The sequence below is a fragment of the Mycobacterium kyogaense genome, from assembly GCF_003254575.1.
GTDB classification, from domain to species: Bacteria; Actinomycetota; Actinomycetes; order Mycobacteriales; family Mycobacteriaceae; genus Mycobacterium; species Mycobacterium kyogaense.
The window spans coordinates 87,792-102,117 of sequence record NZ_QJUA01000017.1; the positions used below are offsets into that span (position 1 = coordinate 87,792).

General features: G+C 68.4%; 15 protein-coding genes and 2 pseudogenes. 5 read left to right on the top strand and 12 right to left on the bottom strand.

Annotated elements, in window-relative coordinates; translation table 11 throughout:
* Positions 1-53 precede the first annotated feature (53 nt).
* Entirely contained in the window at positions 54-758 is a 705-nt protein-coding gene (locus DMB80_RS13980) for a DedA family protein (RefSeq protein WP_240431188.1), read from the top strand.
* Here DMB80_RS13980 and map read toward each other — a convergent pair.
* Positions 730-1,485 (bottom strand): annotated as a pseudogene (map, locus tag DMB80_RS13985) (type I methionyl aminopeptidase); the annotation flags it as partial. The gene DMB80_RS13980 and the pseudogene map sit on opposite strands and share 29 nt — an antisense overlap.
* A gap of 61 nt (positions 1,486-1,546) precedes the next feature.
* Here map and DMB80_RS13990 point away from each other — a divergent pair.
* The gene (locus tag DMB80_RS13990; RefSeq protein ID WP_111510384.1) at positions 1,547-1,831 is read left to right on the top strand and encodes a helix-turn-helix domain-containing protein; all 285 of its coding nucleotides are present in this window, start codon (positions 1,547-1,549) and stop codon (positions 1,829-1,831) included.
* Here DMB80_RS13990 and DMB80_RS13995 read toward each other — a convergent pair.
* Positions 1,784-2,395: a TetR/AcrR family transcriptional regulator gene (locus tag DMB80_RS13995; protein ID WP_111510385.1), complete on the bottom strand. Its 612-nt coding sequence runs from the start codon at positions 2,393-2,395 to the stop codon at positions 1,784-1,786. The genes DMB80_RS13990 and DMB80_RS13995 overlap by 48 nt on opposite strands.
* Before the next feature lie 49 nt (positions 2,396-2,444).
* Here DMB80_RS13995 and DMB80_RS14000 point away from each other — a divergent pair, with 49 nt between their 5' ends.
* Positions 2,445-3,866, top strand: a complete 1,422-nt coding sequence (locus tag DMB80_RS14000) for an MFS transporter (protein ID WP_111510386.1) — start codon at positions 2,445-2,447, stop codon at positions 3,864-3,866.
* A gap of 627 nt (positions 3,867-4,493) precedes the next feature.
* Here the strand turns inward: DMB80_RS14000 and DMB80_RS14010 are convergent.
* From DMB80_RS14010 to DMB80_RS14030, 7 genes and pseudogenes are all read right to left on the bottom strand, one after another.
* A complete protein-coding gene (locus DMB80_RS14010) occupies positions 4,494-4,787 on the bottom strand; it encodes a DUF2510 domain-containing protein (RefSeq protein WP_111510388.1) in 294 nt (97 codons plus the stop codon).
* Positions 4,788-4,955: 168 nt separating this feature from the next.
* Complete coding sequence (locus tag DMB80_RS28605) at positions 4,956-5,306, bottom strand: hypothetical protein (RefSeq protein WP_240431189.1); 351 nt, start codon at positions 5,304-5,306, stop codon at positions 4,956-4,958.
* A gap of 291 nt (positions 5,307-5,597) precedes the next feature.
* Positions 5,598-5,711: pseudogene (locus DMB80_RS28610) on the bottom strand (DUF2510 domain-containing protein); the annotation flags it as partial.
* 190 nt (positions 5,712-5,901) lie between these two features.
* Positions 5,902-6,261 carry a CDGP domain-containing protein gene (locus tag DMB80_RS14020; RefSeq protein WP_111510390.1) on the bottom strand — a complete coding sequence of 120 codons (360 nt, stop codon included), beginning with the start codon at positions 6,259-6,261 and terminating at the stop codon, positions 5,902-5,904.
* A 2-nt stretch (positions 6,262-6,263) separates the two neighbouring features.
* On the bottom strand, positions 6,264-6,485 hold the full coding sequence (locus DMB80_RS28125) for a hypothetical protein (protein WP_162938525.1): 222 nt from the start codon (positions 6,483-6,485) through the stop codon (positions 6,264-6,266).
* A 385-nt stretch (positions 6,486-6,870) separates the two neighbouring features.
* Positions 6,871-8,730, bottom strand: a complete 1,860-nt coding sequence (gene nhaA / locus DMB80_RS14025) for a Na+/H+ antiporter NhaA (protein ID WP_111510391.1) — start codon at positions 8,728-8,730, stop codon at positions 6,871-6,873.
* Positions 8,727-9,833, bottom strand: a complete 1,107-nt coding sequence (locus tag DMB80_RS14030) for a glycoside hydrolase family 76 protein (RefSeq protein WP_111510392.1) — start codon at positions 9,831-9,833, stop codon at positions 8,727-8,729. The genes nhaA and DMB80_RS14030 overlap by 4 nt, the downstream gene beginning before the upstream one ends.
* Before the next feature lie 73 nt (positions 9,834-9,906).
* Here DMB80_RS14030 and DMB80_RS14035 point away from each other — a divergent pair, with 73 nt between their 5' ends.
* Positions 9,907-10,443 carry a TetR/AcrR family transcriptional regulator gene (locus tag DMB80_RS14035; protein WP_205538675.1) on the top strand — a complete coding sequence of 179 codons (537 nt, stop codon included), beginning with the start codon at positions 9,907-9,909 and terminating at the stop codon, positions 10,441-10,443.
* On the top strand, positions 10,440-12,032 hold the full coding sequence (locus tag DMB80_RS14040; RefSeq protein ID WP_111510394.1) for an MFS transporter: 1,593 nt from the start codon (positions 10,440-10,442) through the stop codon (positions 12,030-12,032). The genes DMB80_RS14035 and DMB80_RS14040 overlap by 4 nt, the downstream gene beginning before the upstream one ends.
* Here the strand turns inward: DMB80_RS14040 and DMB80_RS14045 are convergent.
* From DMB80_RS14045 to DMB80_RS14055, 3 genes are read right to left on the bottom strand one after another with little or no spacing between them, the layout of a single operon-like run.
* Complete coding sequence (locus tag DMB80_RS14045; protein WP_111510414.1) at positions 11,925-12,569, bottom strand: TrmH family RNA methyltransferase; 645 nt, start codon at positions 12,567-12,569, stop codon at positions 11,925-11,927. The genes DMB80_RS14040 and DMB80_RS14045 overlap by 108 nt on opposite strands.
* A complete protein-coding gene (locus tag DMB80_RS14050; protein ID WP_111510395.1) occupies positions 12,569-13,456 on the bottom strand; it encodes a hypothetical protein in 888 nt (295 codons plus the stop codon). The genes DMB80_RS14045 and DMB80_RS14050 overlap by 1 nt, the downstream gene beginning before the upstream one ends.
* Positions 13,457-13,462: 6 nt before the next feature.
* Complete coding sequence (locus DMB80_RS14055; RefSeq protein ID WP_111510396.1) at positions 13,463-14,239, bottom strand: SDR family NAD(P)-dependent oxidoreductase; 777 nt, start codon at positions 14,237-14,239, stop codon at positions 13,463-13,465.
* Positions 14,240-14,326 lie beyond the last annotated feature (87 nt).

The following is a 14,326-nucleotide window of genomic DNA, read 5'->3' on the forward strand; positions in this document are numbered from 1 at the left end:
CACCCTATGCCGCCGGTACCCTTGTGGCCGTGGTCGTCGACAATCTCGCGCTGATGCCCGATTTCCTGGACCCGATCAACCTCATCGGTTACTTCGGCACCTGGGCGCTCGTCGGCATTCTCGTCGTCGTCTTCGTCGAGTCCGGTGTGCTGTTCCCGGTCCTGCCGGGCGACACGCTGCTGTTCGTGGCCGGCATGCTGGCGGCGGGTACGGCCGCGCGCGGCGAAGCGGTCGACGCCAACTTCCATCTGTGGCAGCTGCTGCTGTTCATCCCGATCGCCGCCGTACTCGGCGGCCAGGTCGGGTATTGGATCGGCCGCAGCCTGGGCACCGCGATGTTCAAGCCGAACGCGCGGGTGCTCAAGCAGCGCTACCTCGACGAGGCGCACCTGTTCTTCGAGCAGCGCGGACCGTTTGCGATCGTGATCGCCCGGTTCGTGCCGATCGTGCGCACGCTGGCGCCCATCACCGCGGGTGCGGCGAAGATGAGCTACGGCCTGTTCACCGCGTTCAACGTGCTCGGTGCCGTGGTCTGGGGCGTGGGCCTGACGCTGATGGGCTACGGACTCGGCCAGTTCGAGGTGGTGCAGAAGCTCCTCGAGCCGATCTTCATCCTGATCGCGGTCGCGTCGATCACCCCGATGATCTGGGAGTGGTACAAGCGACGGAAGGCTGCGAAGGCGGCCGGCATTCCGACTCCGCCGATGGACGCCGACGAGCAGGCAGGGCCGTCAGCACCCGAGCCGCACCATCCGTGATCGCGATCGTGTGCTCGCTGTGGGCCGCGCGGGAGCGGTCGGCTGAGCGGATGGTCCACCCGTCCGGGTCGTAGACGATCCTGTTCGTGCCCAGGGCCAGCCAGGGCTCCAATGCCAGTGTCAGACCCGGCCGCAGCACCATCCCGCGGCCCGCGCGTCCGACGTTCGACACGTGCGGGTCCTCGTGCATCGTGCGGCCCAGGCCGTGGCCGCCGAAGTCGGTGTTCACCCGGTAGCCGTACTCGGCGCACACCGCGCCGATGGCCGCCGAGATGTCGCCCAGGCGGTTGCCCGGACGCGCCGCGCCGATGCCCGCGGCCAGCGCGTGCTCGGTGGCCTCGATGATCCGCTGGTCTTCCGGGCGTGGGGTGCCGACGATGATGCTGCGCGCCGAGTCGGCGACCCACCCGTCGATCGACACCGCGATGTCCATGCTGAGCAGATCGCCGTCGCGCAGCACGTAGTCGTGCGGAAGTCCGTGCAGCACAGCGTCATTGACGGACAGGCAGATCACGTTACGGAAGGGCCCGCGGCCGAAGGACGGGTCGTAATCCCAATAGCAGGATTGCGCACCGCGCTCGCCGATCAGCTCACGCGCCCGCTGCTCGAGGTCGAGCAAGTTGACGCCGGCCTGTGCGCGACGGGCCAGGTCGTCGAGGAGTTCCGCGATGAACGCTCCCGTGACGGCCATGGCGTCGACCTCTGCTGCCGTCTTCAACTCGACCATCGACAACCCTTCCTCAAACCGGTATAGAAATACCACTCTAGACCGGGCTTATCCTTGGCCCATGGTGCGTTCCCCCCTGACCCCGCAGCAGCGGGCAGCCGGCGCTCGCCTCGGCGCCTACCTGCGCGCCGCCCGCGGGGCCCGCAAGGCCGCCGACGTCGCGCGCGCGGCGGCGATCTCCCCGGAGACGCTGCGCAAGATCGAGACCGGTCGGCTCGCGACCCCGGCGTTCACCACCGTCGCGGCGCTCGCCGCGGTGCTGGACATCCGGCTCGACGAGCTGGCCCGCACCTGCCGTTCAGAACTGGCCGAGCCCGTTCTGCAGCGCATCGAAGAGCCCGCTTAGGCGTTGGCGATGATCCTCGACGAGGGGATCCGGTGAACCTGCGTCGATGACGCGCCGTGCGGTTTCGGTCAGGACCGTGGAGTATCCGGCGATGACGAGCGCGGCGAACAGGTCCGGGTCTCCCGCGAAGGCGGGGTCCGCGTCGAGCGCGTCCCGCAGCGCCCGCACGAGTTCAGCCGCGATCTCCCGCAGGCGCGCGATCAACACCGGTGATCCGGCGACGGTCCGATAGAACGGGATCGATCCGTCTTTGACGCCGGAGAGCGCATGCCGCTCGTCGACGAGACGGACCGCCGCGTCGCGCAGCGACGTCAGCACATCGCTGCCCGCCACGCGGTCCCGCACTGCCGCACGAAGGATCTCGACGGCGTCGTCGACTCGGTCGAAGAGAAGGTCCTCCTTGCGCGGGAAGTGCTTGAACACCGTCACGCTCGAGACGCCAGCCTCCTTGGCGACCTGCGCGACCGTCACCTCGTCGAACCCGCGATCGAGGAACATCCGGGTCGCGACATCCGAGATCTTGCGGCGCGTCATCGGCCCGCCGCGCTCCGAGGTCCTGGGCATTGCACCTCACTGTGTTGACTCACTTAGTTTAGTCACTTAGCTTCGTGACATGACGACTCCGAGCATTGTCTCTCCTCGCTCGCTCACCCAGGCCTGGCCCGCCCTTCTGGGCCTGTCGGCCGTGTTCCTCTTCGAGATGCTCGACAACTCGATCCTGACCGTCGCGCTGCCCACGATCGGCCGCGACCTGCACGCCTCCACCACCGCATTGCAATGGGTGACGGGCGCCTACGCCGTCGTGTTCGGCGCGCTGATGCTGGCGCTCGGCGCGGTCGCCGACCGTGTCGGACGGCGTCGCGTGATGCTGCTCGGCCTCGCCCTGCTCGCCGCCGCGAGCCTGGCGACCGCGTTCGTGACGACGGCCGAACAGCTCATCGCCGTGCGCGTGCTGACCGGCGTCGCGGCGGCGATGACGACACCGGGCGCGATGGCGCTGGCCTTTCGGCTGTTTGACGAGGACACCCTCCGCATGCGGGCGATCACGCTGATCTCGACCGTGGGGCTGGTCGGTCTCGCGATCGGCCCGACGGTCGGCGGGTTCGTCATCGAGGTCGCGCCGTGGCAGGTGCTGCTGCTGGTCAACGTGCCGATCGCGCTGCTCGCGATCGTGGGCGTGCGCGTCGGTATCACTGCCGACCGACCCGAGGAGCTGCATCGCGACCCGCTGGACGTCGCGGGAGGCGTTCTCGGCACGGTCGCGATCGCGTGCGCGCTGGTGGCGCCGTCGCTGTTCGTCGAGGACGGCGCCCGCGCGTGGCTGCCGTGGACGACGGCAGGCCTGGCGCTGGCCGGGTTCGTGGCGTTCGTCGTGCGAGAGCGGACCGCACGCTTCCCGCTGATCTCGTTACAGCTCGTGGCGCACCCGCTGGTGGCGAGCGGGCTGGCGTTCAAGGCCGCAGCCGGGCTGGCGATCGCGGGGCTCGGCTACCTGGTCACGCTGCAGCTCCAGCTCGACTGGGGCTGGCCGCCGGCGCTCGCCGCGATCGGGATGCTGCCGCAGGTCGCGGTGCTGATCGCGGGCAGCTTCGGCGTCAACCCGTTCGTGAAGCGGGTCGGGCCGGAACGTGCCGCGTGGCTCAGCGCATCGGCGGTCGTGCTCGGGCTCGCGGTCTATGCCGTGCTGGGCCGCTTCGGCTATCCGTTCGTCGCGGCCGCACTGGTGCTCGTCGCGGCGGGCCTGCGGGTGGTCGGGGTCGTCGCCGCGGTGAACGTGTTGCGCGGGCTGCCCGAGAACCGGACGACGATCGGCACGGCCCTGGTCGACACGTCCAGCGAGGTGACGTCCGGCGTCGGTATCGCCGTCAGCGGGACGATCCTGGCCGCGATGTTCACGGGCACGATCACCGCCGCGCATTGGACGGCGAGTCAGACGACGGAGTTCCGGGAGGCGGTCACCGTGGCCGGGCTCGCGCTGACCGCGATCGCCGGGGCACTCGTCGTGTTCGGGATCAGCGCTGCTCGAGCGCGATGACGCCGACGTCCTAAACCGACGGCTTGTTCTACCCCGTGTGAGAGGACGCTTAGGTGCGAGCCTTGATCGTTGACTTACTGTCCCGCGTCACTGACGCTACGACGTCCCCGGAACGGGGCTAAGAGCCTGCTCAGAACTGTCCGCCCTGGGAGTCTCGCGGCAACAGGTGGAATCGCTTCGAAACATGCAGGCGAGACGGTCGGGGTTCAGTCGGACTCTGAGCGACTCCGAGCGGCTCCACCGCGTTTGGCACGCTGCCTCCGGCAGTTCGGCCGAGCTAGCAGAATTGAACGGCACTCTCGCTCACTTGGCCGGCCTCCTCGGTGCCGGGTTGGCATACCGCAGCGTCTGCAGCTTGATGACCGCGACCGGCCACTCGTGACTCGACACGCCGCATCGTGGCGGAAAAGCGAAGCCGGCGGTCGACGCTGTTCTTGGATATCCCCAGAGGGCCCCGTCGTGACCGTCCTCGGCAGGGACGCCGAGGAGACCCGGTCGGAGCACTCCGGGTCCTACAACGACGCGCTGGCCGTCGCCCGCGTCGGCAACGGGTTCCTCTAACCGGTTGCAGTGATCCGCGGCTACGACGCCGCCTGACTTATCAAACCGGGGCCCGCCGCACGAGCGTCACTTGCTGATGGCCCTGATGACCTCGATTAGGAGCCAAACGGGCAGCCATAACCCGCACGTGAGGAGGGTGAGGACCAGGTGAAGACCGACAAGTGAGTCGCCGCCACCTCTCACCGAAACATTGTTGACTACCGTCGCGGTGGCCTGAGGGGTAGCCGCGTGCCGATGTTCAGTCCACTGCACACCGTCCCAGTAACGCAGGATCCCCGGCGATGTCGGATCGGGATACCAGTTGGGCGGTATTACAGGTGGCGGTAAGGATGAGGGTTCTGCAGCCCACGCCGGAGCCATTGGAACTGTGGAATAGTGCTGCGGCGCGGACGGATCGACCGCGTCGTTCCGCGACACCTCGCCGTTCGAGCCTCCTGGTCGAGCACTGGACACGACCAAACCCCCCTCGTCGCGACGCAGAATAGCTCCGGCGCCGAATTGATTGCGGCCGTTCGGCCACCCCCGTAGTTACTGGAGCTCCGGGTGGATTGTGCCGCCGTCGCGAACGGTCCAGATTTGATCGTTGTCGATGCCGGCGAAGTTGATTTTGTCGAGTGTGTCCCGGGTGTAAAACACATTCAGCACGACGCTGTTCTCGGTGTTCCCATAGACATCCTTTGTGGGAAAACGACCCTCAACGACGACCCTGCTGGCCTGCGGGTACTCAGTGCGGGCGTACTGCAGTATTTCCTTAGTCGTCGATCGTGCACCGAACTTGGTGAGATACATGAACACCGCGTCAGGGATGTCGAAGTCAGCGAACACCACTTCGCCGGTCGTTCCAGGTTCGGTGCGGAAAACGACCCCTTCGGGGGCCACCGGGCCGGTCGGGGTCGGACTTGGGGCCGTAGCAGCAGGGATAGTCGGTACTGCTGCAGCCGAAGGTGCTCGCTCCGTCGTTGCCGTCGCACTGGGTCGTGTCGACCCCTTGTCTGAATCGTCTCCGCTGTCAACAATATTCGTTATGACCACTAGCGCGATGAATGCTGCTACCAGCCCCCATCCGATCTTTTGATTTTGAGTTAGGGAGAACGAAGAGGTTTTCGTCTGGGCCGTGTTGGACGACGGCAGCAGAGGTGGCGTCAGCGGTGAGGTTGTTGCCGCCGCCGGCTTTGTGGACCGGTGTTCGGTCCACTGTGCGCCGTCCCAGTAACGCAGCCCCGAAGTGTCCGAGGGATCTGGATACCACCCTGCTGGCGTAGATGGTGGCGGTGGCGTCGTCATTTTTCCCTAGTGATCTTGGCTTCGCAGCAGCGGAGTCGCGCGCTGCATACGAGACGTTAGGCGAACAGGTAGCAAAGCCGTGTTGGCTCGGCGCGTCGTGATGTGAAAAGTCGGCCCGAAGACCCCAGGCAGGTATCCCCACCACCGGTTCTCGACCGCCGATGACCGACTATGGCCTCGCCGGTAAACTTCAAAGAATGTGCCCGGGCTCATCTGGCAAAACCGTCTCTGGCCGAACCGGGTACACGTCCTCTTCGAACACATCCTCGGCGACCCACCCGGCCTCGTAATACGTGCAGTTGCTCGAGTACGTGCTGTGCGAGCAGCTGGAGTGTGCGTTCTGGTAATGCGCCGGGATGCCGATCACCCGGTGCCGCGTCCAGGAACCGTCCGGCAGCACCGGCCCATCGCACATCGTGCGTGTCAGCGACTGCAGACCAAAGATCCCCCGACGCACCGTGTCAGTGAAACAGCCCGGCTGCGCATCCGCAGGCGGCGCCACTATTACAGCGGCGCAGAAAGCCAGCGCACTCAACAGGATTCGCGACATTACTACTGGCCTTCGTACGGCCACGTCGGCGCCGGTGTTGGCTTCGGCGTGAAGTACTGCTGGCATGCATCCGGGTAATCCGAACACGCCTTCACCGCGTCGCGCACATCACAGAGCCCGGCTATGTCGAAGAAATCGCAATACGGACCAGCCGACGCTACCGGCGCCAGGCTTAGCCCGGTGCCAAATAGCAACACGCTCAGGCCATGCACCAGATGCTTCATTTCATCCCCCCACGCACTGACATACGAATGACAGCATACGCACAGCGTCAGACAGCTGGAGTATTTTTAGCAAACCCGTTCAGCTTGCTATGAATGTTGCGGCAGCAACTACTAGCAAAACATCCGGGGCCCCCCTCCCGACCCTCCAGGACCGGTAGTTCGGGTGCGGGACACGTGCGTCAGATGGCCCGGTTTTTCCGACGCTGTGAGCGTCGACAAACCCGGATAACCCCGGGGGTAAACGTCGACTTTGCCCGCATTCGGTCCAGAAACGCGGACGAGTACGCGCGCCCTGCCCCGAAATATCCGACCCGCAAGACCTGCGCGGCAAGCGACTCTGGCGCGAGCTGCACTACCGAGTACTCGACGGTGCTAATACCGTCATTCAAAGCCGTGAGGTGCGACCGCCTTCCAGCGCGCGGATCAAGCTCGCAGCATCCCACGGTCCCTTGTGCCGGACACCGTTGACGAACAGCGTCGGCGTTGCGTTCAGGTCCATCGCCTCGGCGTCCTCGGCGTCGTCGGTCACCCGGTGCAGCACCTTCGACGAATGCAGTCGCACGTCGTTGTCGAACTGCTCGATGTCGCAGCCCGCCGCCACCGCGTAGCGGTAGATGTCAGACCAGTCGAGATGGTCCTGATGCGCGAAGAGATGCCGCGACATCTCCCAGAACAGGCCCTGCTGCGCCGCCGCCTCGCTCGCCCGGGCCGCGTCGAACGCCCTCGGGTGCGCGCGCTCGAGCGGGAAATGCCGCCACACGTAGCGCAACTCGTCGCCGAAGTGCTCGCGCACCTCGTCGATCGCGCCGGTGGCGCGGCTGCAGAACGGACACTCGAAGTCGCCGTACTCGACCAGCGTCAGCGGCGCGTCGGGCCGGCCACGCAGGTGATCCCGCTCCGGGTCCACGGGACGCAGCAGGTGCAGGCCGACGGGTTCGGGCGGGCTGAGCCAATCGGTGATCCGGAAGATCGCCCAGCCGAACACGAAGGCCAGCACCGACGCGGTCAGCACGCCGATGCGCGCCTGGTCCTGGCGGCCCGGGTCTTCGATCGCGATGTCGACGATGAACAGCGAGATCGTGAAGCCGATGCCGGACAGGGCCGCCCCGCCCATGATCCGTCGCAGCGTCAGGCCCGGCGCCAGCACACCCAGCCCGGTGCGGCGCATGAACCACGTCGCGCCCGTGATGCCGATGAACTTGCCGATGACCAGGCCGGCGACGATGCCCCACGTCAACGGTGACCTCAGCGCCGCACCCACGCTCGCCGCGTCCAGCTTCACTCCGGCGTTCACCAGCGCGAACAGCGGCAGGATGCCGAACGACACGACGGGTCCGACCGCGGTCTGCAGCCGCTCGTTGATCGAGATCGATTCCTGCAGCGAGCGGCTGGCGGCACGGGCGTACAGCGAGTTCGGCGACTGCCGGAACGCGCGAATCTGTTCGACCGCCCGTTCCACCGGCTGGCGCTCCGGGGTGAACACCGGGATCAGCAGCGCGACGGCCACGCCGGCCAGGGTCGGGTGCACGCCACCCAGGTAGAGCGCGATCCAGAGTGCGACGCCCAGCACCGCGTACGCCGGCCCATGCCCCTTCGGCAGGTAGCGGACGGCGGCCAGCGCGGCCAGCAGCGCCGCGGCCACCAGCAGCGGGACCCACTGGATCTCGTCGGAGTAGAACAGCGCGATCACGCCGAGCGCGCCGACGTCGTCGACGACGGCCAGGGTCAGCAGGAACAACCGCACCCGGGCGGGGAACACCGGCTTGATGATCGCCAGCGCGCCGACGAGGAACGCGGTGTCGGTCGAGATCACCACACCCCAGGCCGCGGCGTTCTCCCCCGACGGATTGAGCGCGAGGAACACGACCGCGGGCAGCACGAGCCCGGCGATCGCGGCGACGACGGGCACCGCGGCGCGCGACCGGTCGGTGAGTTCGCCGATGGTGAATTCGCGGGTCACCTCGAGTCCGACGATGAAGAAGAAGAACGTCATCAGCGCGTCGTTGACCAGGTGCTGCACCGACATCTCGGCGTGGAAGGAGCCGACCGTGAAGCCGACCTCGGTGTGCAGCAGCGCCGAATACGCCTCGGCCCAGGGCGAATTCGCCCACAGGATCGCGATGACGGTCGCGAACAGCAGCAGCGCCGCGGCGGTGTTGTCGGTGGTCTTGTTGGTGGTGGAGCCGCGGCTGAGCCGCGAGGGCCGCAGCGGGAAACCGCGCGACTGGGTGGCGGGTTCGGTCACGGCGCTCCGGCGACGGTGTGGGCTGCTTCCATCAGCATCCACCCTGCCAGCTGGACCGACAGATCGCGCTCCGGGATCTCCGAGGAGTTCACCGCGCCGGCGACGAACTGGGCGTCACCCGAGGTGGCCGTCGGCAGCTGCGCCTCGCGCTCCACGAACGCGCTGAACAGAGGCAGGTCCTCGACCGTCGCCCGGTTCTCCCAGGCCGCCTCCGCAGAGGAGAGCACCAGCGATCCGGCGGTCGAACGAGCCGCCTCGTCTTCCGGCGAGTCGCCGGGCAGGTCGGTCGCCACCAGCGCCAGGTAGCGCGCGAGGATGCCGTGGAACAACCCGCCGTCGCCGCCGCCCGCGCCCTTGAGCACACCGTCGGGGGCCATGTGGTCGGCCACCGCAGCCACCAGCCGATGCACGCGTTCGGCGTGCCGCGGATCCTGGGTGCGGGCGGCCAGTTCGGTCTCCAGCCCCAGCACCACGCCCTGGCAGTAGGTGTACTGGGCGCGCACCATCGAGCCGCCCTGGATGCCGTCGAAGACCAGGTGCGTCTCGGGATCGATCAGGGTCTCGTCGATCCAGTCGGCCATCTGCTGGGCGCGTCGCAGTCTCCCCTCGATTCGGGCCAGGAAGATGCCTGCCGGACCGTTGGCGGGGGCGTTGAAGAACTGGTCCTGTTTGCGCCACGGGATGCCGCCGCCGTCCTCGGGCACCCACGCGGTGAGGAACTGGTCGGCGAGGGTGTCGAGCGCTTTCGGTCGCGCCACGTCGGCGAGCCGGGCGGCGCGCTCCAGCGCCAGCGCCAGCCACGCCATGTCGTCGTAGTAGTCGTTGGTCCAGCGGCCGATGTTGCGCAGCCGCTGGCCGCGAATCTGGCGGGCGATGCGGGTCAGCCGGTCCGGCTGCGGGTCGCGCACCTGCGCGTCGACGAGGTTGTCGATCAGATGGGCCTGCCACCAGTAGTGCCACTTACCGAAGCGCCGCTGGCCGCCTGTCGCCGGCCATGCCACGACGCCGAGCTGTGTGCCCGGCAACCCCCAGACCTTGCGGAGATGACGGCGGGTGATCGCGGCCTCGGCGCTGGCGGCGCGGTTGGCCCACATCTGATCCATGGGTCGATCCTGCCTCACGGGCTCCCCCAAAAGCCATGAGACAAATTTGTCTCACGTGAGCTATAGTCGTCTCATGTCAACGCGCGAAGATCTGCTGCGCGCCGCCGCCGACTATCTCGGCCGGCGGCCGAACGCGACGCAGGACGAGATCGCCTCGGCGGTCGGCGTCAGCCGCGCGACCTTGCACCGGCAGTTCTCCGGTCGCGCCGCGTTGATGACCGCGCTCGAAGAGCTCGCCATCACCGAGATGACCGAGGTGCTGGCCGCCGTCCGTCTGGACGACGGCCCTGCCGACGACGCGTTGCGCCGGCTCGTGACGGCGTGCGAACCGATCGCCCCCTACCTCGCACTGTTGTACAGCCAGAGCCAGGACGACGTGACCGCCTGCATCGAGGTGTGGGATGAGGTCGACGGCGCGATCAGCCAGCTCTTCCTGCGCGGGCAGCGTGACGGACTGTTCCGACCCGATCTTCCCGCCGCCTGGCTCACCGAGTCCTTCTACAGCCTCGTCGCCGCCACCGACTGGTCCATCCGCGCCGGCCGCGTCGCCGCCCGCGACGGCACCCGACTGATCATCGACCTTCTGTTGAACGGAGTACGTACCTCATGATTCGCCGCTGGCTCGCTCTCGGCGTCCTCACTCTCGCCGTGCTGCTGATCGGCATCGACGGCACCGTGCTCGCCCTCGCCACACCATTCATCAGCGCCGACCTCGACGCGACGGGAACGCAGATCCTCTGGATCGGCGACATCTACTCCTTCGTCCTGGCCGCACTGCTGATCAGCATGGGCAGCCTCGGCGACCGCATCGGCCATAAGAGGCTACTGCTCTGCGGCGCAACAGCATTCGCCGCGTTCTCCGCGCTCTCGGCCTATTCGGCCACCGCGCCGATGCTGATCGGCACCCGAGTCCTGCTCGGCATGGCCGGCGCGACGCTGGCGCCTGCGACGCTGGCGCTAATCCGCGGGCTGTTCGCCGATCAGCGCGAACGCAGTATCGCAGTGGGCATCTGGGCCGCGACGTTCTCCGCGGGCGCTGCGCTGGGACCGCTCGTCGGCGGCGTGCTGCTCGAACACTTCTGGTGGGGTTCGGTGTTCCTGATCAACATCCCGGTGATGGTGGTCCTGGTGGTCGGCGGCGTGCTGCTGCTGCCGGAGCACCGCGATCCGGAGCCGGGCCCGTGGGATCTGCCGAGTGTGGCGCTGTCGATGGTCGGCATGATCGGCGTTGTCTACGCGATCAAGGAGGGCTTCACCAGTCTCTCCGAGGGGCTCGGCGGCGACGTGGTGGCGGCGGGCGTGCTGGGCGCTGCCGCGCTGGTGGCCTTCGTGCGCCGGCAGCTGCGGTTGCCGCACCCGCTGATCGACGTCCGGCTGTTCGCGAACCCGAGATTCTCCGGCGTCGTCGCGGGCAACCTCCTGTCGGTGCTCGGCCTGTCCGGGCTGGTGTTCTTCCTGTCGCAGTACTTCCAGCTCGTGCACGGTTACGGTCCGCTGAAGGCCGGGCTGGCCGAATTGCCCGCCGCGCTGACGGCGACGGTGTTCGGCGTGCTCGCCGGTGTGCTCGTGCGCTACGTCTCGCACCGGGCGGTCCTGACCGCCGGACTCGCGCTGGTCGGCGTCGCGATGGCGGGGATGATGGTGTCGCTGCTGGTGTTCACCCCGATCGCGCCGTATCTGCCGCTGGGCATCGCACTGTTCGTCGTCGGCATCGGGTTGGGCCTGGCGTTCACCGTCGCCAGCGACGTGATCCTGGCCAGCGTTCCGAAGGAGCGCGCCGGTGCGGCAGCGGCGGTCTCGGAGACGGCGTACGAACTCGGCATGGCGTTGGGCATCGCGGTACTGGGCTCCATCGTGACCGCGGTCTACCGCACCGTGACCCTGTCTCCCGCCATCCCGGCCGCCGCCGCCGCGCAAGCCCGCGACTCGCTGCCGCACGCGCTCGAGGCGGCTCGGGACCTACCGCCGGCGCAAGCCGACGGCCTGATCGACGCGGCGCGCACCGCGTTCACCCACGGGCTCTCGATCGCCTCCGGCGTCGGGGCACTGCTGTTGCTCACCTCGGCGGTGGGCGTGTGGATTCTGTTGAAGTCACCAGGCCCGGCCGAGGTCGGCATGCTGCCGGACCCAGGTGTGCATCGCGATCCCCGCGGCGACCGCCGCGTTGATGCTGCGTGTGGAGCCGAACTGCGCGATTGAGACTGTCAGCGCCGCACCGCTTTTCGCGTCATCGGTGATCCCAGGCCCCTCCTGGCCGAAGATCAGCAGGGCCGCCCGCGGCAGCGTGACCTCTTCGATGCGCACCGCACCGGGGACGTTGTCGACGGCCACCGGCGTCAACCCGTCCTGCGCGGCGGCGTCGAGCAGCGCGGCGGTGCTGTCGTGGTGGCGCAGACGCTGATAGCGATCGGTCACCATGGCGCCGCGCCGGTTCCAGCGCCGCCGGCCGACGATGTGCACGGTGTGCACGGCGAACGCGTTCGCCGTGCGGACCACGGCACCGATGTTGGCGTCGTTGCCGAAGTTCTCGATCGCGATGTGCAGCGGATGCCTGCGGGCGTCGATGTCGGCGACGATCGCCTCCCGCGTCCAGTACCGGTACGCGTCGACGACGTTGCGGGTGTCGCCGTCGCGCAACAGGTTCGCGTCGTAACGGGGGTCGTCGGGCAGCGGACCCGGCCACGGACCGACGCCGGGCCCCTCGCCCCATTCGGTGGGGCCGGGCGGTTCGCTCATCAGCGCGTCCACAGCGCGGCGTGGGTGCCCACCACCGACACCGTCGCGTACAGCAGCGCCTGGTTGATCTCACCCTGGGTGCACAACGACGCCCGCACGTGCACCCCGTCGCGCGACGCCTCGGGCAGCACCAGCACCGACGCGCCGTAGACGTCGCAGGCGTGGCTGAGGCCCCGGCCCTGCACCGTCGGCGCGGCCACCACCATCAGCGGGCCGCCGCGGGCGGCGGCGTCGTCGCGGTATCGCGCGGCCAGGCCACTGACGTCGAGCCCGATCAGCATGTAGCCCTTGCCGCTGAACGCCTCGGGATCGCCGAGGGCGGTCGGGTTCAGCGCGGCGCCGTCGGCGCGGAACGCGTCCAGGCTGGTGGTCGTCAGGTCCAGCCCGGTGTCGTTGGCGTTGATCTCCGGAAGCCCGACGGGGAACGCGACGGGGTAGGCGACCGTCGACCCGGCGATGCGGTCGCGTGGCGAGTAGGCGTACACCCCGCGCACCTGGCTCTGGTCGCGGAACGGCCCGATGCACACGGTGCCCGACATCCGATCCTGGTCCTGCGGCGAGACCGGTTGCAGCGCAAGGGTTGTCACGTCGTCACAGCCGCCGATCACGTTGGCCTCGACGGGATGGTCGAGCGCCCCGTACAGGCCGAAGCGGATGTCTTTCGGCGCGGTGTGGGGTGCGCCCTGCTGCGCCGGCGCGGCATCGATGTCGACGAGCACGTAGTCGGCGTCGAAACGCAGGTCGGTCACCGAGATGTTCCAGCCGAGGACGGCCAGCGATTCGCCTATCGTCGCGGTCAGCGCCGAATACACGTCAGGACGGTCGTCGTCACTCGAGCAGGAGGTGGCGGTCAGCACCAGGACCACCAGGAGCGCGATCAGTCGCACGGCGTCTCAGGTCCGGCCACGGCCCTTGCCCACGGTTCGGGTCAGCGCACGCACCAGGGTGCGCGGCACCATGCGTCCGCCGGTGGTCAGCGCCTTGTACTGCAGGCCGGGGATGATCACGACCTTCCCCTTGGCCATGTCGGACATCGTCTCGGCGACCACGTCGTCGACCTCGAGCCACAGGAACGAGGACGTGCCGGCCATGTCGATGCCGGCGCGGGCATGGAACTCGGTGCGCACGAACCCCGGGCAGAGTGCGTGCACACCGACACCCGTGCCGCCCAGCCCGTTGGCCAGCCCCTCGGAGAACGACACCACCCACGCCTTGGACGCCGAGTACGTCGAGCCGCGGCCGGGCAGCAGCCCCGCGACGCTGGCGACGTTCAGCACGGTGCCCGTACCGGCTGCGACCATCGACGGCAACGCCGCGTGCGTGAGGGCCATGACCGCGGTGACGTTGACGTCGAGCTGCGCCTGCAGCTGTTCATAGGGCGCGGACCAGAACTCCCCGGCGGTGCCGAATCCGGCGTTGTTGACCAGGACGCGCACCCCGGCGCGCAGCCGCTCGGCGACCGCGTCCCGGTCGGCGGCCGACGACAGGTCGGCGGTGATGGTCTCGACCGCGGTGCCGTGGCGCTGCTGCAGATCGGCGGCCAACCGGTCCAGTCGGGCGGTGTCGCGGGCCACCAGCACCAGGTCGTAGCCGTCGGCGGCGTAGCGATGCGCAAAACCCTCGCCGATTCCGGAGGTCGGCCCGGTGATCAGGGCGACAGGGCGGGACATGCCCAGAGGATAGCTACCGCTGATAGTTCGGCGACTGCCGGCCGTTGCGCTGGCCGGGCGGCACCGGGGGCACCGGACGGCGCGGCG